The sequence below is a fragment of the Rhodococcus sp. GB-02 genome (assembly GCF_053470465.1).
The window spans coordinates 83,210-105,073 of the sequence record NZ_JBPUKE010000004.1 but is presented as its reverse complement, the minus strand read 5'-3'; the positions used below and the strand labels follow the sequence as shown (position 1 = coordinate 105,073).

Here is a 21,864-nt window from a genome sequence, read left to right as displayed (position 1 = left end):
GCGGTGATGGTGGGGGTGTGAATGTCAGGAAGGTGAAGCGACGAGCTTGGTTTCTAAGTATTCCTCGAAACCTGCGAGACCCATTTCGCGGCCGATGCCGGATTGTTTGTATCCACCGAACGGTGCATCGGCCGAGTACCAGACGCCGCCGTTGACGCTCAGCGTTCCGGTTCTGACACCCGCTACGACGTGCGCGATGCGATCGGGATCGGTGCCCCACACCGACCCGGACAGTCCGTAGGGTGAATCGTTGGCGATCCGGATGGCGTCGTCGTCGTTGTCGTAGGGAATGATCACGAGGACGGGTCCGAAGATTTCCTCTTGCGCTACCCGCGACGAGTTGTCCAGCCCGGCAATGAGAGTGGGCTCGACGAAGAAACCGCTTTTGTGACCGGCAGGACGCCCACCACCCGTGACGAACGTACCGCCCTCTTCGGCCGCGAGCGCGAGATAGCTCTCCACCCTCTCGCGCTGGCGCGCCGAGATAACTGGGCCGCACACCGTTCCGCGGGCACTGGGGTCACCTGCCCGAATGCCGGACATCGCTGTGGACGCTGCAGCCAGAGCATCGTCGTACCGACTGCGCGGCACCAGAAGCCTGGTACTGAGCGCGCAGCCCTGACCGGCATGAACACAGACGGAGAACGCTGCAACCGAGCATGCACCCTTGATGTCCGCATCGTCGAGGACGATGAATGCCGACTTGCCCCCGAGCTCGAGGAAGACTTTCTTGAGTGTCTGGGCGGCAGAGCCCATGACCGCGCGTCCGGTGGCGGTGGAACCGGTGAACGACACCAGATCGACCCGCGGGTCGCTGCACAATTGTGCGCCGAGTGAATGATCCGTGGACGTCACTACGTTGACGACTCCGGCGGGGATCTCGGTTTCTTCGGCGATCACCTTGGCGACCAACGCAGCGCACCAGGGCGTGTCTGGCGCGGGCTTGAGAACGATGGTGTTGCCGGCTGCGAGGGCGGGACCGAGTTTGGCGAAATTGATCTGATGCGGGAAGTTCCACGGTGTGATCGCACCTACGACACCGACTGCTTCTTTGAGCAATCGGCGATGGGTGGGTATGCCCATGGGTGACGCGTGGCCGAGATCTTGTTCCCACGCATAGGATTCGATCAGGTCGGCCCAGTAGCGAAGATCTTCGATCGGGCCCTCGAGTTGTGGGCCGGTCGTCAGCATGACGGGCGCGCCCACCTCGGCCACAGTGATCTCACGTAGTTCTTCGATGTGGGACTGGAGTGCGTCGCACAGTTGGCGCAGGCAGCGAGCGCGAAATTCGTGATCGCGTGCCCACTCGGTGCCGTCGAATGCACGGCGTGCAGCGGCGATGGCCGCATCCATGTCCGCGGCGGTGCCTTCGGCAGCGCGGCCGATCAGTTCCTCTGTTGCCGGATTGAAAACTTCGAAGGTTCCGCCGGATCCGGGAATCAGCTTTCCGTCGACGAGAAGTGCAGAACTGTCTGCGGGTCGAAGCGTCATAGCGCGAGCCCTCTCTTTCTGGACATGTGTCTGGACTCTAGTTCACACTTAGGGTTGAGGCAATGGTTTTTGGGGCATAAGAGATTTCGAGCCAAGCTGTTTCGAGTGTCGGCGGATCGGCCTCGACGAAAAGCGCCTCATGTCCGGTGAGGCGCCGCTACGGTTCACCGCACATTCACAACCACGTCTTCACATCCACAGGAGAGAGGTCGAAATGAACAGAGTTGACGGAAAAGTGGTGTTGGTGACCGGCGCTGCTCGAGGTCAGGGGCGCAGTCACGCCGTCCGTCTCGCGCAGGAGGGCGCGCACATCATCGCCTTCGATCTGTGCGCAGACATCGCCAGCAACGAATACCCGCTCGCCAGTCAAGCCGATCTGGAGGAAACGGCTCGCCTGGTGAAAGAGGCCGGGCAGCAGGTGGTGACGGCGCGTGTCGACGTCCGTGATCGCGCCGGACTCGAAACAGCACTTGCCGAGGCGGTAGGGCAGTTGGGCGGATTGCATGTCGTCGTGGCGAACGCCGGTATCTGTCCGCTCGGCAAACACGTGTCGACCGCCGGTTTTGTCGACGCGTTCGATGTGAACTTTCTCGGTGTCGTCAATACAGTGCACGCGTCGATGGAATACCTCGGCGAAGGGGGTTCGATCATCGCGATCGGCTCTGTTGCCGGTCTGGTGCCGCAGACCGGATTCAACGGGCAACAGGCGCTCCAGGGTCCGGGTGGCGACGGATACGGCCTGGCCAAGAAGCTGATTCAGGCCTACACCAGTTCGTTGGCGCTGACCCTCGGGCCGAGTTCCATTCGCGTCAACGCGATTCATCCGACCAATGTGAACACCGACATGTTGCAGAGCATGCCGATGTACCGGACGTTCCGTCCCGACCTCGAGAATCCGACCGCCGAGGATGCGGCTGTGACGTTCCCGTTCATGCAGGCGATGCCGACCCCGTGGGTCGAACCCGCGGACATCTCGCATGCAGTCGTGTACCTGTCCTCGGACGAGTCGCGATTCGTGACTGGTCAGCAACTGCGTGTGGACGCTGGTGCCGGGATGAAGATCGGTCTGTAGTAGAACTTTTCGCGTCGCTGCTGCCTGTTCGTGGTGAATTTCTAAGTTTCCCCATTTCGTTGCCCTGGACAGGACGCTGTAGTAACGTCCAGACACGTGTCCAGCAAACGGGGCGATTCAAGTGGCGGGGGATCGATTGTCTACGAATCCACTCGCAGGCGCCTCACGGGCAAACAGGCGGAAACTGTGGCCAGGCTTGCCGAAGCAACAGTGAAAGTTCTACGCAAACAAGAGTTTTCCGGACTGACTGTCCGTTCGGTTGCGGCCGAAGCGGGCGTAGGAACTGCGACCGCCTACACGTATTTCGCGTCCAAGGAGCATCTGGTCGCCGAGGTTTTCTGGCGAAGGCTTCGGAACTCGTCGGCGCCTGATGGCTCAGGGTTGGATCGCACCGCGCACGTGCTGTCTGTACTTCGAAATATCGCGCTGCTTCTCGCGGACGAACCGGAGGTATCGGCGGCCGTGACCAATGCACTGCTCGGATCCGATCCTGAAGTGGAACATCTTCGCGGCCGGATCGGGTTCGAGATCCATCAACGACTCGCCTCGGCGTTGGATCCGAATGGCGAACCCGAAGTGTTGGAAGCGCTCGAAATGCTTTATGCCGGGGCGCTTCTGCGCGCAGGAATCGGCTACGGAACCTACGCGCAAATCGCTGGCCGCCTCGAGGCCTCAGCTCTACTGATCCTGGAGAAATCATGACAGAAGCTTTGATCGATCCGGTGGTCTTCAATCCGTACGACTACCACTTTCACGACGATCCGTATCCGACGTACAAGCGTCTGCGCGAAGAATCACCCCTGTATCACAATCCGGACGTGGGCTTTTGGGCATTGTCGCGATATGCGGACGTGGTCGACGGATTCAAGGACAACAAGCGTCTGTCGAGCGCAAACGGAGTATCACTCGACCCCGCTGCATACGGTCCACACGCGCATTATGTGATGTCGTTTCTCGCTATGGATGATCCCCGCCATATGCGGTTGCGCCAGTTGGTTTCTCGCGGATTCACACCGCGGCGTGTTGCGGAGTTCGACGGCCGGATACTCGAACTGACGAAGCAACATCTGATACCCGCGCTGGGCGCGGGGGAGTTCGACTGGATTACGGAGGTGGCGGGAAAGCTGCCGATGGACGTCATCTCCGAACTCATGGGTGTCCCCGAACCCGACCGAGCCGAACTGCGGCGCAAGGCGGATCTGGTGGTGCATCGAGAGGCGGGTGTTCTCGACGTGCCGCAACCTGCGGTGGAGGCTTCGATCAGTTTGATGGGCTACTACAAGGAGATGATCGCGCAGCGTCGCCGATCGCGGACGGACGATCTGACCTCGGCCTTGCTCGACGCCGAGATCGACGGAGACAAGCTTTCGGACCAGGAGATCCTCGGATTCATGTTTCTGATGGTCGTGGCCGGAAACGAGACCACGACCAAGCTTCTCGGAAACGCTCTGTACTGGGGTTCGCACCACCGGGAGCAGATCACACCGGTCCTCGACGATCCCGAACGAGCCTCGGAATGGGTGGAAGAGACTCTTCGCTACGACACGTCGAGTCAGATCGTGGCTCGGACTTCGGTTGTCGACCTCGAATACCACGGGCGCACGATTCCGGCGGGGGAGAAGGTCCTGCTCCTGATCGGATCGGCCAACCGAGACGCCGACGTCTTCGACGATGCCGACAGCTTCCAGATCGGCCGGAGTTCGTCGGGCAAACTCGCGAGTTTCGGTGGTGGCGTGCACTTCTGTCTCGGTGCCCACCTTGCCAAGCTCGAAGCCAAGATCGCCCTGGCGGAGTTCGGGCGTCGGGTCAGCGACTACGAAGTCGTCGAGTCCGGAATCGAGCGTGTTCATTCGACAAATGTCCGGGGCTTTGCGGCCCTGCCGGTGAAAGTGCAGGTGCGCTGATGCCTCGTTTCGAACCCAATCCTGTTCGCCGGCCGGCACTGATCAGTGGTGCGTCGTCGGGAATCGGCACAGCCACCGCGTATGCCCTGGCCGAACTCGGGCATCCGGTTGCACTCGGTGCGCGTCGAGTCGCCGAATGCGAAGCCATCGCCGAGAAGATCCGCAGCAACGGTGGTGAAGCGTTCGCCCACTTCCTCGACGTCACGGAGGGTGATTCGGTCGACGGGTTCGTCTCGGCCGCAGAGGCAGTCCACGGTCCCGCGGAAATCGTCGTCTCCGGTGCCGGAGACCTCGAATTCGGGGCTGCGGACGAGATGAATCCTGAGGCGTTTCTACGGCAGATCCAAGTTCACCTCGTCGGTGCGCAGCGATTGGCGCATCGCGTACTCCCCGGTATGAGGCAACGACAGCGCGGTGACTTCGTACTGATCGGCTCGGATTGTGCCGAGCGCCAGCGTCCACTCATGGGTGCGTACGACGCAGCGAAGGCCGGGCTCGAGGCAATGGGGCGTCAGATGCGAATGGAGCTCGAGGGAACAGGCATTCGCGCGTCGATCGTGCGACCCGGGCCGACACTGACCGGCATGGGGATGGACACGACGCCGGAGATCATCGGACCGGTTGGGGAATCGTGGAGCAAGTGGGGGTTCGCCCGCCATGGTTACTTTCTGCGCGCCTCGGACATCGCCAATGCCATCGTCGCCGTTGTGTCGGCGCCGCGAGGAGCACACATCGTGCTCGTCGAAGTTCAGCCCGAGGCGCCACTGGACAAACTTCCCACTGCGAACTCACAGGAGACGACATGACGCACGGAGTGCAAGAGACGTCGCGAACACTGCCAGAGCCGCCGCGGGTGTCCGGCGGGGATCTCCCGCACGGGCATCTCGAGGAACTGCGAACCGACCCGATAGCGCTCATGCGCCGGGTGCGTGAGGAATGTGGTGACGTCGGCGCCTTTCAACTTGCCGACCGCACAGTGATCTTGCTGTCCGGAGCCGAGGCAAACGAGTTCTTCTTCCGCTCCGCCGACGAGGATCTCGACCAACAAGCGGCTTACCCCTTCATGAAGCCGATATTCGGTGAAGGCGTCGTCTTCGACGCCAGCCCGGAGCGGCGTAAAGAGATGCTGCACAACTCGGCTCTGCGCGGCGAACAGATGCGCGGGCACGCCGCCACGATCGGCCGCGAGGTCGAGGCGATGGTCGCGCAGTGGGGAGACGAAGGCGAGATCGATCTGCTCGACTTCTTCGCCGAGCTGACCATCTATACCTCGTCGGCGTGCCTGATCGGCAAGAAGTTCCGCGACGAACTGGATGATAGCTTCGCCAAGCTGTATCACGAGCTCGAACAGGGAACGGATGCATTGGCTTTCGTGGATCCGTACGCGCCGATCGAGAGTTTCCGCCGCCGCGACGAGGCCCGGTTGGCGTTGGTCGCTCTGGTACAGGACATCATGAACAGGCGCATCGCGAATCCTCCGCAGGGCAAGGATGACCGCGACATGTTGGACGTGTTGGTCTCGGTCAAGGACGAGAACGGCGACCTCCGGTTCAGTGCCGACGAGATCACCGGCATCTTCATCTCGATGATGTTCGCCGGCCACCACACGACTTCCGGCACGGCAGCGTGGTCGCTGATCGAGATGCTGCGGCATCCCGACACCATGACGGACGTCGTCGACGAACTCGACAATCTGTACTCCGACGGCGCCGACATCAGTTTTCATGCCCTGCGCCAGATTCCGGTTCTCGAGGCTGTGGTCAAGGAAACCCTTCGACTGCATCCGCCGTTGATCATCCTGTTGCGGGTGGCACGTGGAGATTTCGAAGTGGGCGGCTTCGAGATCCGAGAGGGCCATCTTGTCGCCGCGACACCCGCGATCTCCAATCGAATCGCCGAGGACTTTCCCCGGCCGGACACCTTCGATCCCGGGAGGTACATCGACCCGAATCAAGAGGACATCGTCAACCGCTGGACGTGGATTCCGTTCGGAGCCGGCCGGCATCGCTGCGTCGGCGCTGCGTTCGCCCAGATGCAGCTCAAAGCGATCTTCTCGATCCTGCTGCGGGACTTCGAGTTCGAGATGGCGCAGCCGTCGGAATCCTACCGAAACGACCACAGCAAGATGGTCGTCCAGTTGCAGCAGCCGTGCGCGGTGAGGTACCGGCGCAGAACACGTCCCGGGCGTGAGGGGTGATCATGCACGTCGAAGTCGACCTCGACCTGTGCCAAGGCCATGCGGCATGCGAGCTGGAGGCACCGGAGATCTTTGTCGTCCCGAAGCGGGGGAAGGTCAGTCTTCTGGACTCGGACCCACCCGAGTCGCTCCGCGGTGAAGCCGAGATGGCGGTCAGGTACTGCCCGACCGGCGCCCTGAGAATTGTCGACTGATTACAGCGGATTGTCGATTGATTGCAGCGAATTCAAGTACTCGAGGGAGGAAGTTCAGATGACGGGTTTCGACCGCGCAGAGCTCGACGAGATGGTCCAACGCTGGATCGAGGCGAACAAAAAGGCCGAAGCCGCCGGCGATTGGAAACCGTTGGCGGACATGTATACCGAGGACGCCACGTACGGGTGGAACTACGGCCCCAAGCAGGATTTCATGGCGGTGGGGCGCGAGGAGATTCGCGAAGTCGCGCTCGGTCTCGAGATGAAGGGCCTCGAAGGCTGGGAGTATCCGTATCAAGACTTTGTGATCGACGACCGTAGCGGAAACGTGATCGGCTTGTGGAAGCAGATTTCCGATGCCAAGCGTGAGGACGGTAGCAACTACTCCGTCTACGGTATCGGTGGTAGTTGGTTCCGCTACGGCGGGGATTTCCAATGGTCCTGGCAGCGTGACTTCTTCGACTTCGGGAACGTGTCGGCATTGTTCATGGAGATGATCGGCAACAATGCTCTCTCGAAGGGGATGCAGGGGCGGATCCAGCGATCGATCTCGGGCGACCCGCTGCCGGGCTGGTATCCGGTGGGCACCGCGCCGGTTTCGCTGTGGTGAGTCCGATGTCGGTGCGCGATTCCTTCGAGGCACTCTCGCAGCGCGACCTTGCCGTGCTGGTGCCCGAGTTGCTCCTGTGCGGGCAACTCATCGACCGCTCGGGCATGGCGCATCTGATCGTCGAATTCGGACGCGAGGGTATGGCACAGGTGGCCGTCGAGGAGTGGGAGTCGGCCAGCCCCTGGTACACCCGCCGCATGCAGAAGGCTCTCGGATACGAGGGCGACGACGTCGTGACGATTTTCAAAGGGCTACAACTCGACATCGGCGCGCCGCCACAGTTCATGGATTTTCGATACCGGGTCGACGATCCGCTGCATGGTGAATTCTGGCTCGATCATTGCGGAGCGCTCATGGACGTCGAGCCGTTGGGTGACGAGTTCGTCACTTCGATGTGCCACGACATCGAGGACCCGACTTTTGATGCGACTGCCATCGCGACCAACCCGCACGCCCAGATCCGCCCGATTCACCGACCACCGCGCAGACCCGCGGACCGACATCCGCACTGCGCCTGGACCGTTGCCATCGACCCGTCGCACACTCCTCCCGTGATGACTGCACACACCGAGCAGATCGGACGCACTGAAGCGGTGACGGTCGAGCTGAGCCCGATCGATCACGGAGGGGACGGTAGTTCGGACTATTCGGGGCCGTTGTTGTCTGACCTGAGGTTCTCCGACTTCTCACGTTCGGCCCTGGTTCGTATCGCAGAGGAGATCTGCGTGCAGCATCACTTGTTGGCGTTGGGTTTTCTGGCCGCGGTTCGCCGTCGTGCCAGTGAGGACAAGGCGCGCGACATCACTCGGAAGCAACTCACGGGAATCGCAGGAGTGGCCGCACAGCGCATCAGAGATGCGCTCGGCCTTCCTTCGACACTGGAATCGCTGTCGTTGGTCCTGTCCGTGCACCCCTTGCTGAGTCCGAAGCAGTACGTGGAGAGTGAGATTCGGCGCGACGGCGATGCTCTGGAGCTGTGGATCTCGAGAGAAGGTCTTGTCGACCGCGACGGCGGTTGGCCGACCTTGTTGGACAGTGGGCATCTCGATGCCCTCCAGGCGTTGGTTCGCGGAGTGAATCCGCACTTCACCGTGAGAGTGGTGGCCGAAGATGCCGCGGGGCTTCTTCTGGCCGTCGACATCACCGAAGCTCCCGCTCCGGAATGCGTCGAAGTCGCCATCACGAAGGTCAGTACCGGCGCGGCATTCGTATTCGAAGATCGCGGAATCCCCTTGCCTCTCTTCGTCGTCTGACCGGCCGAACCCGAAGGACTCAACCTATGGCGTACACGTTTGCAGACCTGTTCGAGCATTCCGTCGATGTGATGCCCGATCGCCTCGCGCTGATCGTTTCCGGCGAGGAGGTGACATACCGTGAGCTCGACGAGCGGGCCAACCGATTGGCGCATTACTTCCAGTCAGTCGGGTTGGGTGTCGGTTCGCACATCGGTATTCAGCTGCACAACTCGATCGAGGCGATGGTTGCTGTCCTCGCGGCCTTCAAGATCCGCGGCGTTCCGATCACGGTGAACTACCGCTACACGAGCGACGAATTGGTCTACCTGTACGAGAACGCGGATCTCACGGCGTTGGTTTTCCATCGTGGTTTCGCTGAGCGGGTCGCCGAGGCGTTGGTGGCCACGCCGCGGGTCAAGTACCTGATCGAGGCGGCGGACGAACTCGCTCTCGGGAACGAACCGTCGATTCCTGGGGCAGTGGCATACGCCGACGCGCTCGGCAACCAATCTCCGCTTCGCGCAGGTGAACATGCATTTCCCGAGCGTTCCGGCGACGACGTCTATGTTCTCTACACCGGCGGAACAACTGGACGACCGAAAGGCGTCGTCTGGCGGCAGGAAGACATCTGGCGCGTGTTGGCCGGCGGTTACGACTTCTATTCGGGTGAGCCGATCGCCGACGAGTACCAGCAGTCGCGCGGTGGCGCCGCGGCAGCCGAACCCATGCGGTGGTGCATGCTTCCACCGCTGATCCATACGTCCGCGTTGATGCCGACGTTCAATGCGCTGTTCTCGGGCAACACCGTCATCTTCGAACCCAAATTCGATGCCGCACACGTCTGGCAGGTCGTCGCCGAATATCGGCCGCAGGTCATGGTCATCACCGGTGACGCCATGGGTCGTCCCCTGGTCGAAACCCATCGCGAATTGCAACCTGATGCGTCGAGCCTGGCTGTACTCGCATCCGGCGCTGCACTCTTCTCCGGTTCGGTCAAAGACGCGTTCTTCGACGTATTTCCGAATTTGATGATCTCCGATTCGGTTGGTTCCTCCGAAACAGGCTTCGGCGGAATCGGATTCGCAACCAAAGGTCTCGAGCAGCGCGGTGGCCCCAAAGTGGGAGCCAACAGATTCACTGTCGTCGTCGACGACGACAACCGAGTGTTGGAGCCGGGCTCGGGCGCCGAAGGATGGCTGGCGAAACTCGGCAACGTCCCACTCGGCTACTACAAGGATCCCGTGAAGTCGGCCGAGATATTCCGCGAGGTGAACGGCGCACGGGCAGTGGTGACCGGAGACCGGGCTCGGATCGAGGACGACGGCTCGGTCACCCTCCTCGGACGGGGAAACATGGTGGTCAACACCGGCGGCGAGAAAGTCTTCGTGGAAGAAGTCGAAGCAGTGGTGAAAGCCCATCCCGACATCTACGACGCGACAGTGATCGGTGTTTCGGACGAGCGGTGGGGCAATCGGGTGGCGGCTGTGCTTCGCATCCGCGACGGTGTGGAACCGGATTTCGAATCCATCGAGAAGCACGCCCGCAGTCACCTCGCCGGCTACAAGATTCCGCGTTCCTTCTGGATCGCCGACGACGTTGTTCGAGCGCCGAGCGGTAAACCGGACTACCGCTGGGCAAAGGAGTACTCGCACAGCCGAGACCCTGCCCATCGGATCGACTAGCGCTCGCACGCCGCACCCGGCACCCGGCACCCATCCGTAAAGGAGCATCTGCAATGCCTGAGATCGACCTTCCCGACGGGTTCGACGTGACCGACCCCCAGCTGTACGGCGAGCGCGTCCCGCTTGCCGAATTCGCCGAACTACGACGGTGCGCTCCGGTCTGGTGGAACGCGCAGGAACCGGGCACCGGCGGATTCCACGACGGTGGTTGTTGGGTGGTCTCTCGTCACGCAGACGTTCGTGATGTCTCGTTGCGCAGCGAGGAGTTCTCCAGCAATGTCAACGGCTGTATTCCGCGCCACGAGGACAACATCTCCGCTGAGGAGTTGGAGGCAACCAAACACGTCCTGATCAACAAGGACGCCCCCGAGCACACGCAGTTGCGCAAGTTGGTGGCGCGCTTGTTCACTCCGCGGTCGGTGGAAGCGATGCGGGCCGGGCTGAAAGCGCGGGCAGAAGACATAGCGTCGGCTGCCGTGGCGGAAGGTAGCGGTGATTTTGTCAGCCAGGTCGCCAGCGAGTTACCGATGCAGGCGATCTCGGAGCTGATCGGTGTACCGCAGGACGGGCGCCGTCAGCTGTACGAATGGTCGAATCAGATGACGGGATACGACGACGAGTCGCTCGCCGGCGAGTCTCGGATGGCGTCGGCGCAGATCCTGGGCTACGCCTATCAACTGGCCGAAGCGAGACGGGAGGAACCGCTCGACGACATCATCTCGCGCTTGGTGCATGCCGATATCGACGGGCAGAAACTCACCCCGGAACAGTTCGGTTTCTTCGTCATCATGTTGGCTGTCGCGGGCAACGAAACGACGCGCAACGCAACGACACTCGGCATGATGGCGTTTCTCGAGCATCCGGATCAGTGGGAACTGTACAAGCGTGAGCGTCCGCGCACCGCCGCGGACGAGATCATCCGCTGGGCTTCTCCGCTCACGTCGATGCAGCGGACAGCAGTGGTGGACACACAGATTGCCGGCACTGCGATTGCGAAGGGGCAGCGTGTCGTACTGCTCTACGGCTCGGCGAACTTCGACGAAACCGTCTTCGAGAACCCCGACGTCTTCGACATCACCCGAGACCCGAACCCGCACCTCGCGTTCGGAGGAACCGGACCGCACTACTGCGTCGGCGCCAACCTGGCCAGAATGGAGGTCGATCTGATCTTCGGCAAGATCGCCGATCACATGCCCGACATCAGCAAGCTCGGCGATCCGAGCAGGCTCTCGTCCGGTTGGCTCAACGGGATCAAGGAATTCAAGGTCGACTACGGCAACTCCACGTCATGTCCTTCGGGGCATTGACGTGTACAGCGGAAGAGTTGCACTTGCGGGCCCGATGCGCGAACTCGGGCAGTTCTACCGGATGGGCGCCGATGTCGCAGTGGGCTTGTTCCGCACCCGCTTTCAGGTGCAGGAGTTTCTCGCGCAGAGTTGGATGATCGCCCGGGTGTCGATCGTGCCGACAGTGTTGGTAGCCGTGCCGTTCACGGTCCTGGTGAGTTTCACACTCAACATCCTTCTCCGCGAAATCGGTGCCGCCGACCTCAGCGGCGCCGGGGCCGCGCTCGGCGCCGTGACTCAGGTCGGTCCGGTGGTGACGGTGCTGATCGTGGCAGGTGCGGGCGCGACAGCCATCGCCGCCGATCTGGGATCGAGAACGATTCGTGAAGAGATCGACGCCATGGAGGTGCTCGGGATCGATCCGATCAATCGGCTGGTGATTCCGCGGGTGGTCGCGTCGACTGTGGTGGCTTTGCTGCTCAACGGACTCGTCTGCGTCATCGGCATCGCCGGCGGTTACGCCTTCTCGGTGTTTCTCCAGGGCGTGAACCCTGGCGCCTTCGTCGAGGGAATCACGTTGCTGACCGGCCTGCCCGAGGTGGCGTTGTCGATGGTCAAAGCTGCACTGTTCGGGATGCTGGCGGGATTGGTGGCCTGCTATCGCGGACTGTCGGTACGGGGTGGGCCGAAAGGCGTGGGAGAGGCCGTCAACGAAACGGTGGTGTACGCATTCATGGCGTTGTTCGTCGTCAACACCATCGTCACCGCGATCGGCATCCGATTGACGGCGGGGTGATCGAGGTGACGCTGTCGGATTCGCTCGCACAAATCGGCAAGTTCGGACGCACGCGGGCGCGGGTGGCTCGAACGTCACGCTCGATCGACGACGTCGGGCGACAAGCTGTCTTCTTCGCGCGCGCCATCGCTCACATCCCGTGGGCAATTCGCAAACACCCGAAAGAAGTGTTGAGACTGGTAGCCGAGATCAGCATGGGCACCGGAGCTTTGGCAGTGATCGGCGGCACTGTTGCGGTCGTAGGATTTTTGACTCTCGCCTCGGGCAGCACCATTGCGATCCAAGGTTTCAGCTCACTGGGAAATATCGGAGTCGAAGCGCTCACCGGATTCTTCTCCGCCTTCATCAATGTTCGTATCGCTGCGCCGGTCATCGCGGGAATCGGCCTGTCGGCCACGATCGGAGCAGGTTCGACCGCGCAGATCGGTGCCATGCGCATCAGTGAGGAAATCGACGCCCTCGAATCGATGGCGATCAGTTCGGTCCCGTACGTCGTCAGCACCCGCGTCACCGCAGGGATGATCGCGATCTTGCCGCTGTACTCACTGGCGCTCGTAGGATCATTTCTGGCCGGACGATTCACCACGGTCGTGCTGTTCGGTCAGTCCTCCGGTCTTTACGACCACTACTTCACGACGTTCCTCGATCCGGTCGACGTCGCATGGTCCTTCGTTCAAGTGCTCGTGATGGCACTACTGGTGATGCTGATCCACACGTACTACGGATACAACGCGTCCGGGGGACCGTCGGGCGTGGGAACCGCAGTGGGCCGCGGGGTTCGGCTCTCGCTTATCTGCGTCGTTGCGGTGACCCTGCTCGTCTCACTCGCACTCTACGGCGGTTCCGGCAACTTCAATCTGTCCGGTTAGGGGGACTGCGTGCACAGATACGGCTACAAGTTGGCTGCGCTCGGCCTGGCCGCGGCGATCCTCGGGGTCATCGCCCTGGCGGTCGCGTCTTTCAACCAGACGTTTGTCCCCCGCGTGCCGATCACGGTGATTGCGGAGCGCGCGGGACTCGTGATGGATCCCGGCGCACGGGTGAAGATGGCCGGGGTGACGGTCGGCTCGGTGGAGTCCATCGCGCCGAACGACGACGCCACTGCACGACTGTCGTTGTCGATCGATCCCGGAGCGCTCGAGTCGATTCCGGCCAACGTAGAGGTGGCGATCACGTCGAATACAGCCTTCGGCGCGAAGTTCGTGAGTCTGTCCTCGCCGGAGCGGCCCGCGAGCACGCGCCTTGCCTCCGGGGCGACGATCGACGCTTCCCGGGTGACCGTCGAGTTGAACACCGTGTTCGAGAAACTGACCACCGTGCTCAGGACGGTGGATCCGGGCAAGCTCGATTCGACATTGGGCGCACTTTCGACCGCCCTGCAAGGACGCGGCGAGCGCCTCGGTGTCGCACTCGAACAAGCTGATACGTCATTGGCCGAATTCAACACTGCACGTGAGGCGCTCGATCACGTGCTGACCGACCTGCCGACCGTCACGCAGACCTACCGCGACGCTGTTCTCGACTTGATGGGCACCCTCGACTCGCTCACGACGACGGGAACCACTGTTCTCGACGAGCAGCAGAATCTTGATCTCCTCTTGCTCAACGTGATCGGGGTCGCCCGCACCGGAGAAGATGTACTGGGAGCCAACGCCGACGGTATCGACACCGTTCTGTCGTTACTGCGGCCGACCACCGCACTGCTCGAGGAATACTCCCCGGTGATTCCCTGCATGTTCCACGGACTGCAGGAGAGCAAGAAGATCGGCGACGGCGCCTACAACGGACAACCAGGAATCAAGATGTCGATCGGTCTGATCGCCGGAACCGAACCGTACCGATATCCCGACGACCTTCCGAAGGTCGCGGCAACAGGTGGCCCGCAGTGTATGGGCCTTCCACTGCGCGACCCGAACATCAATGCGCCTTACCTGGTGACGGATACCGGGGTGAATCCGTTTGCGCCCGAGCGTCAGCCGAATGGTGGGCAACCGATGAACACGGTCCCGGATCTGATGAGCTACCTGTTCGGGACGGAGATCCGATGAAAGTTCGTGGGTACACCGTCAAGTTCGGAATTTTTGTTCTGTTGATGATCCTCGTCAACGCCGGGCTGATCCTCGTGTTCGGCCAGATGCGAGGTGGCGACGCGAGGTCGTACTCGGCGGAGTTCGTCAACGCCTCCGGGCTCAGAGCCGGCGACAAGGTGCGCATCGCGGGTGTGCCGGTCGGTTCTGTCGGCTCCGTCGAATTCGGTGGGAATCACCGTGCCCACGTGAGTTTCAGTGTGGATACGGGTGACACCGTGACTGTATCGACCAGAGCCGCTGTTCGATATCAGGATCTGGTGGGTAATCGATACCTCGAACTGCTCGACGATCCGGGGATCGCGGGACCGCAGCCACAGGGCGAGAGCATTCCCGTCGATCGCACCGCACCGGCACTCGACCTCGATGCGCTACTCGGTGGTTTCAAGCCGCTGTTTCAAGCCCTGGACCCGGAGCAGGTCAACGCGTTGTCGATGTCCTTGCTCGAGGTGTTTCAAGGACAGTCCGGAACTGTGGCATCGGTGCTGGCGCACACCGGATCGATTACGAACACTCTCGCGGACCACGACCAACTGATCGGTCGAGTGATCGGCAACCTCGACGGTGTGCTCAGTGAATTGCGCAGCCGCGGTGGTCAGTTCAGTGACACTCTCGATCACCTACAACAGCTGGTCAGCGGGCTCGCGGCGGACCGGGAGATGATCGGGACTGCCGTCGAGAGTGTGAACACCGCATCAGGCACCTTCGCCGATCTCCTCGCCGGAGTTCGCCCGGACATCGCTGGAAACCTGTCGAATCTGGACGCAAGCCTGAATCCGCTGATCGAGCAACAAAGTGAGCTCGATCGGATTCTCGCGTCCATGCCCTCGAACTACAAGCAGCTGATCCGAGTCGGCTCGTACGGGTCGTTCTTCAACTTCTATCTGTGCGGAATCGCACTGAAGGTCGACGGTGCCGACGGTACGCCGCTCACTGTCGACCTGGTGGATCAGACGACCGGAAGGTGCGCACCACGATGAGAGAGATGGCACAGAGCCAGGCCGTACGCGTGGGGGTCGTGGGATTGGTCGTCACGGCCGCCGTCGTATTGGCATCGCTCCAGTATCAGAATCTGCAGTTCCTGAAATCGGGTGTCGGGTACAGCGCGGTGTTCGCCGACGCCAGCGGTCTCGCGCCGGGAGACGAAGTCAACGCCGCCGGAGTGAAGATCGGAACGGTGGATCGGATCGAGGTCGAGCACGGACTCGCGCGCGTGGATTTCACACTGGAAGGCTCGATCGGTTTGGGAGAAAGCACATCGGCGGCCGTCACCACGATGTCGTTGCTCGGCAAGCGAGCGGTATCGCTCGATCTGGACGGTCCGGGAAGGATCGCGGTCGGCGGCGAGATCCCGGTCGAGCGAACAAGATCGGCGTACTCGCTGCCCGACGTGCTCGGTGACCTCACCACGACGGTCGAGGACATCGATCTCGACCAACTCTCCGAATCACTCGACGCAGTGGGGCAGGTGATGTCCGACAGTGCGCCGAACCTGAGGCCGGCGCTGGACGGTGTCGCACGGATCTCCGACAGCGTCAATAGACGCGACGACATGTTGCGCACCTTGCTGTCCGATGCAAACGACGTCGCCGGGACGCTGGCCGAGCGTGGACCACAGGTCAACGCGCTACTCGTCGACGGCAATGCCTTGTTGGGAGAACTGGATCGGCGACAGGCGGCGCTGGGGGAAGTGATCACGAACATCTCGGCGTTGTCGACCCAGCTGAGCGGACTCGTCCACGACAACGAGGCGCAATTGCAACCGGTCCTCGGCAAACTCGACACGGTTGTCGGCATTCTGCAGAACAACAAGGACAACCTTTCTCAGGGAATCGACGGTCTCGGTACGTACGTGGGCACGCTCGGCGACACCGTGGCCAGCGGTCCCTTCTATTACGCCTACGTCCAGAACCTGGTACCGGCGCAATACACCCAACCGTTGATCAACGCGATGTTCGGGCTACCACCTGCGCCGCTACCGATTCCGGAGGTTCGATGATGGGTGCCTTACGAGTTCGCAAACCGGTGAACTGGCGTCGAATCGGCGTCGTCGGTGGAAGCGTCGTCGGCGCGGCGATCGTCGTCGTGTCGGGATACCTTGCGGTGCAACATCTGCGCTACTACAACGTGACGGCCTACTTCACCTCGACGACCGGTCTGTATGTCGGTGACGACGTTCGTGTCGTGGGAGTCGACGTCGGCCGCGTCACCGAGATCGCCCCACAGGGAGATCGAATGCGCGTCGAACTGAAATTGGCGCGCGAGGTTCCCGTCGCCGAGGACGCGAAAGCGGTGATCGTTGCCCAGTCACTGGTCTCGGCCCGCTTCGTGCAGTTGACGCCGGCGGTGACGGACGGCGCCGACGCACTGAATGACGGTGCGGAGATCGGGCTCGACCGAACAGCCGTCCCGGTCGAGTGGGACCAGATCAAGGAACAGTTGGGCCGGGCTGCCGATGCTTTGGGTCCCGACGGGGACGATCGCGGTCCCGCCGCCAACTTCCTCGACGGTGCCGGATCCGCACTGGCCGGCAACGGGGAAGCGCTGGGGCGCTCGGTGACCGAACTCTCGGAGGCTATGAGCACACTCGACGAAGGCGGAGCCGATCTGTTCGGCACCATCCACGGCCTGCAGACCTTCACGACCGCACTCGCCGCAAGCGACGAACAGATCGTTCAGTTCCAAGGACGACTGGCAAATGTCTCGAGTGTGCTCGCCGAGAGCCGGACGCAATTGGCTCCGGCTCTCGCCGATCTGGACGCCGCCGTCGTCGACGTACAGCGGTTTGTCGAACAGAACCGAACCGGCTTGACGGAGCAGATCGCGAAGTTGGCCGACGTGTCCCAGGTATTGGTCGACAAGCGCGCAGGCCTCGAGAAGGTACTGCATCTGGCTCCGACAGCGTTGTCGAACTACTACAACGTCTATCGGCCGGCCCAAGGAGCGATGGTGGGTGTGCCCGCATTCCAGAACGTCGGCAACCCGATCGACTTGATCTGCGGCGGAATCGCCGGCCTGGCCAACGACACCTCGAAGAAGGGCGCGGATTTGTGCATCGAATACCTCGGCCCGTTGCTCAACACGATCAAGGCGAACTACCCGGACCTGAGCATCAATCCGACCCGGGCGCTCGGGGCTCTTCCGGACCAACTGGTGTACAGCGAGCCTGATCTGGAACCGACTGGCGCCTTGAGCTTTCCGACGGTACCGGTGGCGTCTGATCTGACCGGCTTGCTCATGCCGTCGACAGGATCACGATGACTGGCCGCCGGTGGGGAACAGTGTGTCTGGGGGCGAGCACCGTGCTGGTTCTGACGGGTTGCCAATGGAGCGGGCTGAATTCGGTTTCGCTGCCAGGCGCGGCTGGGCGCGGTGAGGGGAGTTTCGCAGTCGTGATCGAGATGCCGGACGTCACGTCGATAAGTCCCAACTCTCCGGTCATGGTCAACGACGTGACGGTCGGAAGTATCAGTGCGATAGAGACCGACAACTGGCACGCACGGGTGACGGTTGCGCTCGACGGTTCGGTCTCCCTGCCCGCCAATGCGACGGCCAAGATCGGCCAAACCAGCCTGCTCGGGTCCAAACACGTTGCGCTTGCGCCGCCTACCGACGTTGCGCCGGAAGGGCGGTTGTCGGAGGGATCGGTGATCCCCCTCGCGTCGGCCGGCGTCTATCCCACCACCGAGGAAGCTTTGACAGCACTGTCATTGGTCCTGAACGGCGGTGGGCTCGCTCAGATTCACAGCATCACCACGGAGCTGAATACGGCGCTCGGCGGACGGACCGATGCGGCTCGCGACCTGCTGAGTCAGATGGATACCGTGACCGGAACACTCGACCGCCAACGTGATGCGATGGTCACGACCATGGAGAATCTCGACGTCTTCGCCGGTGAAATCACGGCCCAGAGAGTTGTTCTCGGTCAGGCATTGGAGACGCTCGATCCGGCCTTGGCGGAACTGAGCGCCCAGCGCGTGAGCCTGACCACCGCGCTCGATGCGGTCGGTAGGTTCGGGGACGTCGGGACCGATCTGGTCGATCGGACCCGCGACGATCTGAAAGCCAATTTGAGCTCCTTGGAATCGACGCTGCAGAAGGTGGCCGAAACGGGGCCGGACCTGATCAACAATTTGGGCAACCTGAGTACCTTCCCCTTCCCCCAGACGACCATCGACGACGGAATGCGCGGCGACTACACCAATCTGTGGGCGCTGATCGACCTCACGAGTAATCGTCTCCGGTCGGGGCTCGGCTTCGGCACTCCGTTCGGGGCGCCGCAAACTCCGGTGGAGAACGGAATACTGGTCGATCCCTTGACCGCTCCACTTGGAACAGGGCAGGCCGGCCCACTTGAAACAGGGCGGACCGCCCAGGGCGGTGGGCGATGATTCTCACGAAGTTGGTGCGCAGGCAATTGACGATCTTCGCGATCCTCGCAGTGATAGGCATGGGCGCGGCGGCGATCTCGTATCTGAGAGTTCCGACGATGCTCGGAATCGGGCGTTATACGGTGACTGTCGAGCTGCCCGACGCCGGTGGCCTCTATCGGAACGCGAACGTGACGTATCGCGGCGACACCATCGGTCAGGTCAGGTCGGTGCGTCTCTTTCCGGGAGTTGTGCGAGCCGAATTATCCTTGGAGAGTGCGGTTCCCGTTCCCTCCCGCGAGCTGACGGTAGCGGTGCGAAGTGTGTCGGCCATCGGCGAGCAATACGTCGACATGCAACCGAGTACCGCTGACGGACCCTTTCTGGCCGACGGAGACGTGATCGGCCCTGGGGCTGTCACGATCCCGACCGAGATCGGACCGGTCCTCGATCAGGCTCAGGCGATGCTCGCATCCGTACCGCAGGACAAGTTGCGATCGGTGATCGACGAGTCCGCGGCAGCGTTCGGTGGCAGGGGAGAGGACCTGGCACGTTTGCTGGATTCGACCACCTCGTTCGTCGATCAGATGTCTGCCGCCACAACCCCGGCCACGACGCTCGTACAGCAGTTGGATCCGCTCCTTCAGACCCAGGTGGTGACGGGCGACCAGATCCGCCAGTGGGCGTCCAGTGTCGCTCAGCTCAGTGGGCAGTTGGAGGTCGCCGACGGCTCCGTGCGCAATATCCTCGAGACCGGACCGGGCTTCGCGACCGAAGCCGACCTGCTGTTTCAAGGCCTCAAACCCACTTTGCCTGTGCTGCTTGCCAATTTCACCAGCACCGCTCAGGTGGCTTTGACGTACAACGCCGGGTTGGAGCAGGTGCTCGTCATCTTGCCGCCACTGGTCGCGGCACAGGAAACCGTCGTACAACGCGGGCAGGTGGACGGCGCCGCGAACGTCAACTTCCATCTCCAAGCGCAGGACCCTGCGGCCTGCTCGACCGGCTACCTTCCGGCCGATCAGCGACGAGACCCGACCCAGATGAGCGTCCCGGACATCCCGGCCGACTTGTACTGCAAAGTTCCGCAGAACTCGGTCTTCGCAGTTCGTGGATCCCGGAACATTCCCTGTATGGAGGTACCGGGCAAACGAGCACCGAGCCCGGAGATCTGCCGGAGTCCCGAAGCGTACGTGCCGTCGGGGACCAATGCGCCCGGCGAGTTGTACACCGGGCCTGACGGAGTCGACTATCAACACACGGAGTTGGCTCCGGCTGACTCCGGTCCGGGGGAGGGTGAGCCGTGGCAACAGTTGCTGACGCCGACGAATCGCTGAGAGGTGAGGTGCTGGATCCGGTCGGAGGGAAGCGCGGTGTACTCACTGCCCTGGTCTGGATTTCACTCGCGGCTCTGAGCGTCGTTGTGGTCTTCGGTTGTCTGGCTGTTCGATCGGACCGCGCGCGAGAGTCCCAGCGTCAAGAGTTCGTCGACGGTGCTGTCGCAGGAACCCTTGCTCTGATCGACGTTCACTCTGCCACGCTCGACGAGGATCTCGCGGCGCTGAAGTCGCTGACTACGGGGACTTTTGCAGACGAACTGAAGTCCGGTGAATCTGCGTTCGTCGCATCGATCCGTGATTTCGCCGTCGATTCCGACGGTCGTGTTGACACCGCAGCCCTGGCATCGGAATCCGGAACCTCGGGGGTGGTACTGATCGCGGCATCGGCTCAGGTCGGCAATTCGGCGGGAGAGTCTTCGGCGCGAACCTACCGTCTTCGCGTCGGTGTCGAAGAGGTCGACGATCGGGTACTGATGTCGAGTGTGGAGTTCGTCCCGTGAAGCGCGCGGTCTTGGCGTTTGCAGCGCTGATCTTGGTGGGAGTCGGCGGGACTCTGCTCTGGAGTCACCACCGTTCGGCAGCCGCTGAAACCGCACGTGTCGAGGTGATCGGTGTGGCGCCGATGCTCGTCGAGAATCTCTTGAGCTACAACAGCGACACGGTGGACGAGGATCTTGCACATGCTGCCGAGGGCGCAAGTGGAACATTTCAGGACCGTTTCGCTGAATTCGGATCGAAAACCGTTGCACCCCAGTCGAAGGAGCAAGGAATCAGCACGAAGGCGCGAGTAGTCGATGTCGGAGTGCTCTCCGCTGCTGCAGACCGAGCGGAATTGCTCCTGTTCGTCGATCAGATCACGACGAGTATCGCGCGGCCGGCACCAGCGTCGACGTCGAGCCGAGTCGAGGTGACACTCGATCGAGTCGACGGCACATGGCTGGTGAGTGCCATGACCCCCATCTAGTGAAGGTTGTCGCGGCCCGCCATGATCAGCCTGGCAGTGACTTCGAGCCGGTCTGCGATCTGCGAATAGGACTCGTAACCCATGCCGGCTCGGACAAGCGCTCCGGACCAGGAGATTTCGAGTGCTTCGAGTACGTCGGGATCGTATGACGGCCCCAGCGCCTCGATGAGCCGCTCGCGGATGTTCTTGCCGATACGTCCCCGAAGGTGTTCGACGTCGGGATCGTTGCCCATCATCGCCGTGGTCACGGCCGCGGCCAGCTCCGGTTCGTCGGAAACGAGGAGTGCGACGCTTCGAAGGACCGAGCAGACCTGCGCTTCTCGTTCCGCCTCGGGGGAGGGCTCGTGCGGTACCGCGTCGAGTCGGCGCCAGAACAGTTCTGCCACAAGGTGACTCTTGGACGAAAAATAGGTGTACGCCGTAGCCGCGGCTACACCGGCTTCCGCTGCCACCATTCGCACAGTCAGATCGGCAAACCCTTTGTCGCGCAGGACCGTGATCGCTGCCGCGGTCAATCGATCGACGGTTTCGGCTTGCTGCTGGGTCAGTCGGCGGCGAGTGGACTCGAACTTGGTCTTACCAGACATGTGTCCAGACACTACGGGATCGGACCCGTGCGAGCAAAGTGTGCGCTAT

22 protein-coding genes are annotated in these 21,864 nt (G+C 62.0%); 20 read left to right on the top strand and 2 right to left on the bottom strand.

All coding sequences use genetic code 11. From position 1 onward, the window contains the following. Positions 1–24: 24 nt before the first annotated feature. Positions 25–1,491, bottom strand: a complete 1,467-nt coding sequence (locus ACSW29_RS25465) for an aldehyde dehydrogenase (protein ID WP_317828932.1) — start codon at positions 1,489–1,491, stop codon at positions 25–27. A 214-nt stretch (positions 1,492–1,705) separates the two neighbouring features. Between ACSW29_RS25465 and ACSW29_RS25460 the strand changes: the two genes are divergently transcribed. The 20 genes from ACSW29_RS25460 to ACSW29_RS25365 all read left to right on the top strand — a co-directional run bounded on the left by ACSW29_RS25460 (position 1,706) and on the right by ACSW29_RS25365 (position 21,228). Further along, a complete protein-coding gene (locus ACSW29_RS25460; protein ID WP_317828933.1) occupies positions 1,706–2,563 on the top strand; it encodes a mycofactocin-coupled SDR family oxidoreductase in 858 nt (285 codons plus the stop codon). A gap of 135 nt (positions 2,564–2,698) precedes the next feature. Continuing rightward, on the top strand, positions 2,699–3,265 hold the full coding sequence (locus ACSW29_RS25455; protein WP_448278941.1) for a TetR/AcrR family transcriptional regulator: 567 nt from the start codon (positions 2,699–2,701) through the stop codon (positions 3,263–3,265). Then, a complete protein-coding gene (locus ACSW29_RS25450) occupies positions 3,262–4,467 on the top strand; it encodes a cytochrome P450 (protein WP_448278598.1) in 1,206 nt (401 codons plus the stop codon). The genes ACSW29_RS25455 and ACSW29_RS25450 overlap by 4 nt, the downstream gene beginning before the upstream one ends. Further along, positions 4,467–5,273, top strand: a complete 807-nt coding sequence (locus ACSW29_RS25445) for an SDR family oxidoreductase (protein WP_317828934.1) — start codon at positions 4,467–4,469, stop codon at positions 5,271–5,273. Before ACSW29_RS25450 ends, ACSW29_RS25445 begins: the two co-directional genes overlap by 1 nt. Beyond that, positions 5,270–6,664, top strand: a complete 1,395-nt coding sequence (locus tag ACSW29_RS25440) for a cytochrome P450 (protein ID WP_448278597.1) — start codon at positions 5,270–5,272, stop codon at positions 6,662–6,664. Before ACSW29_RS25445 ends, ACSW29_RS25440 begins: the two co-directional genes overlap by 4 nt. 2 nt (positions 6,665–6,666) lie before the next feature. After that, entirely contained in the window at positions 6,667–6,858 is a 192-nt protein-coding gene (locus ACSW29_RS25435) for a ferredoxin (RefSeq protein ID WP_020907945.1), read from the top strand. Positions 6,859–6,916: 58 nt separating this feature from the next. Continuing rightward, positions 6,917–7,468 (top strand): hypothetical protein, encoded by a 552-nt coding sequence (locus ACSW29_RS25430; protein WP_007728648.1) that lies wholly within the window; start codon positions 6,917–6,919, stop codon positions 7,466–7,468. A gap of 5 nt (positions 7,469–7,473) precedes the next feature. Continuing rightward, the gene (locus tag ACSW29_RS25425; protein ID WP_448278596.1) at positions 7,474–8,721 is read left to right on the top strand and encodes a hypothetical protein; all 1,248 of its coding nucleotides are present in this window, start codon (positions 7,474–7,476) and stop codon (positions 8,719–8,721) included. A 26-nt stretch (positions 8,722–8,747) separates the two neighbouring features. Then, the gene (locus ACSW29_RS25420; RefSeq protein ID WP_317828936.1) at positions 8,748–10,385 is read left to right on the top strand and encodes an acyl-CoA synthetase; all 1,638 of its coding nucleotides are present in this window, start codon (positions 8,748–8,750) and stop codon (positions 10,383–10,385) included. Between the two features lie 53 nt (positions 10,386–10,438). Beyond that, positions 10,439–11,692, top strand: a complete 1,254-nt coding sequence (locus ACSW29_RS25415) for a cytochrome P450 (RefSeq protein ID WP_448278595.1) — start codon at positions 10,439–10,441, stop codon at positions 11,690–11,692. 34 nt (positions 11,693–11,726) lie between these two features. Then, a complete protein-coding gene (locus ACSW29_RS25410) occupies positions 11,727–12,467 on the top strand; it encodes an MlaE family ABC transporter permease (RefSeq protein WP_448278940.1) in 741 nt (246 codons plus the stop codon). Beyond that, positions 12,464–13,336 (top strand): MlaE family ABC transporter permease, encoded by an 873-nt coding sequence (locus tag ACSW29_RS25405; RefSeq protein ID WP_448278594.1) that lies wholly within the window; start codon positions 12,464–12,466, stop codon positions 13,334–13,336. The genes ACSW29_RS25410 and ACSW29_RS25405 overlap by 4 nt, the downstream gene beginning before the upstream one ends. Before the next feature lie 9 nt (positions 13,337–13,345). Next, a complete protein-coding gene (locus ACSW29_RS25400) occupies positions 13,346–14,515 on the top strand; it encodes an MCE family protein (RefSeq protein WP_317828938.1) in 1,170 nt (389 codons plus the stop codon). Further along, positions 14,512–15,534 (top strand): MCE family protein, encoded by a 1,023-nt coding sequence (locus ACSW29_RS25395; protein ID WP_448278593.1) that lies wholly within the window; start codon positions 14,512–14,514, stop codon positions 15,532–15,534. The genes ACSW29_RS25400 and ACSW29_RS25395 overlap by 4 nt, the downstream gene beginning before the upstream one ends. Before the next feature lie 5 nt (positions 15,535–15,539). Further along, positions 15,540–16,553 carry an MCE family protein gene (locus tag ACSW29_RS25390; RefSeq protein ID WP_050794052.1) on the top strand — a complete coding sequence of 338 codons (1,014 nt, stop codon included), beginning with the start codon at positions 15,540–15,542 and terminating at the stop codon, positions 16,551–16,553. After that, positions 16,553–17,815, top strand: a complete 1,263-nt coding sequence (locus tag ACSW29_RS25385; RefSeq protein WP_448278939.1) for an MCE family protein — start codon at positions 16,553–16,555, stop codon at positions 17,813–17,815. The genes ACSW29_RS25390 and ACSW29_RS25385 overlap by 1 nt, the downstream gene beginning before the upstream one ends. Next, the gene (locus tag ACSW29_RS25380) at positions 17,812–18,945 is read left to right on the top strand and encodes an MCE family protein (RefSeq protein WP_448278592.1); all 1,134 of its coding nucleotides are present in this window, start codon (positions 17,812–17,814) and stop codon (positions 18,943–18,945) included. Before ACSW29_RS25385 ends, ACSW29_RS25380 begins: the two co-directional genes overlap by 4 nt. Next, complete coding sequence (locus ACSW29_RS25375; RefSeq protein ID WP_448278591.1) at positions 18,942–20,261, top strand: MCE family protein; 1,320 nt, start codon at positions 18,942–18,944, stop codon at positions 20,259–20,261. The genes ACSW29_RS25380 and ACSW29_RS25375 overlap by 4 nt, the downstream gene beginning before the upstream one ends. Continuing rightward, positions 20,228–20,764, top strand: a complete 537-nt coding sequence (locus tag ACSW29_RS25370) for a hypothetical protein (protein WP_448278590.1) — start codon at positions 20,228–20,230, stop codon at positions 20,762–20,764. Before ACSW29_RS25375 ends, ACSW29_RS25370 begins: the two co-directional genes overlap by 34 nt. Then, positions 20,761–21,228: a hypothetical protein gene (locus tag ACSW29_RS25365; protein WP_347872872.1), complete on the top strand. Its 468-nt coding sequence runs from the start codon at positions 20,761–20,763 to the stop codon at positions 21,226–21,228. The genes ACSW29_RS25370 and ACSW29_RS25365 overlap by 4 nt, the downstream gene beginning before the upstream one ends. Here ACSW29_RS25365 and ACSW29_RS25360 read toward each other — a convergent pair. Beyond that, a complete protein-coding gene (locus ACSW29_RS25360; RefSeq protein WP_003943994.1) occupies positions 21,225–21,815 on the bottom strand; it encodes a TetR/AcrR family transcriptional regulator in 591 nt (196 codons plus the stop codon). The genes ACSW29_RS25365 and ACSW29_RS25360 overlap by 4 nt on opposite strands. Positions 21,816–21,864 lie beyond the last annotated feature (49 nt).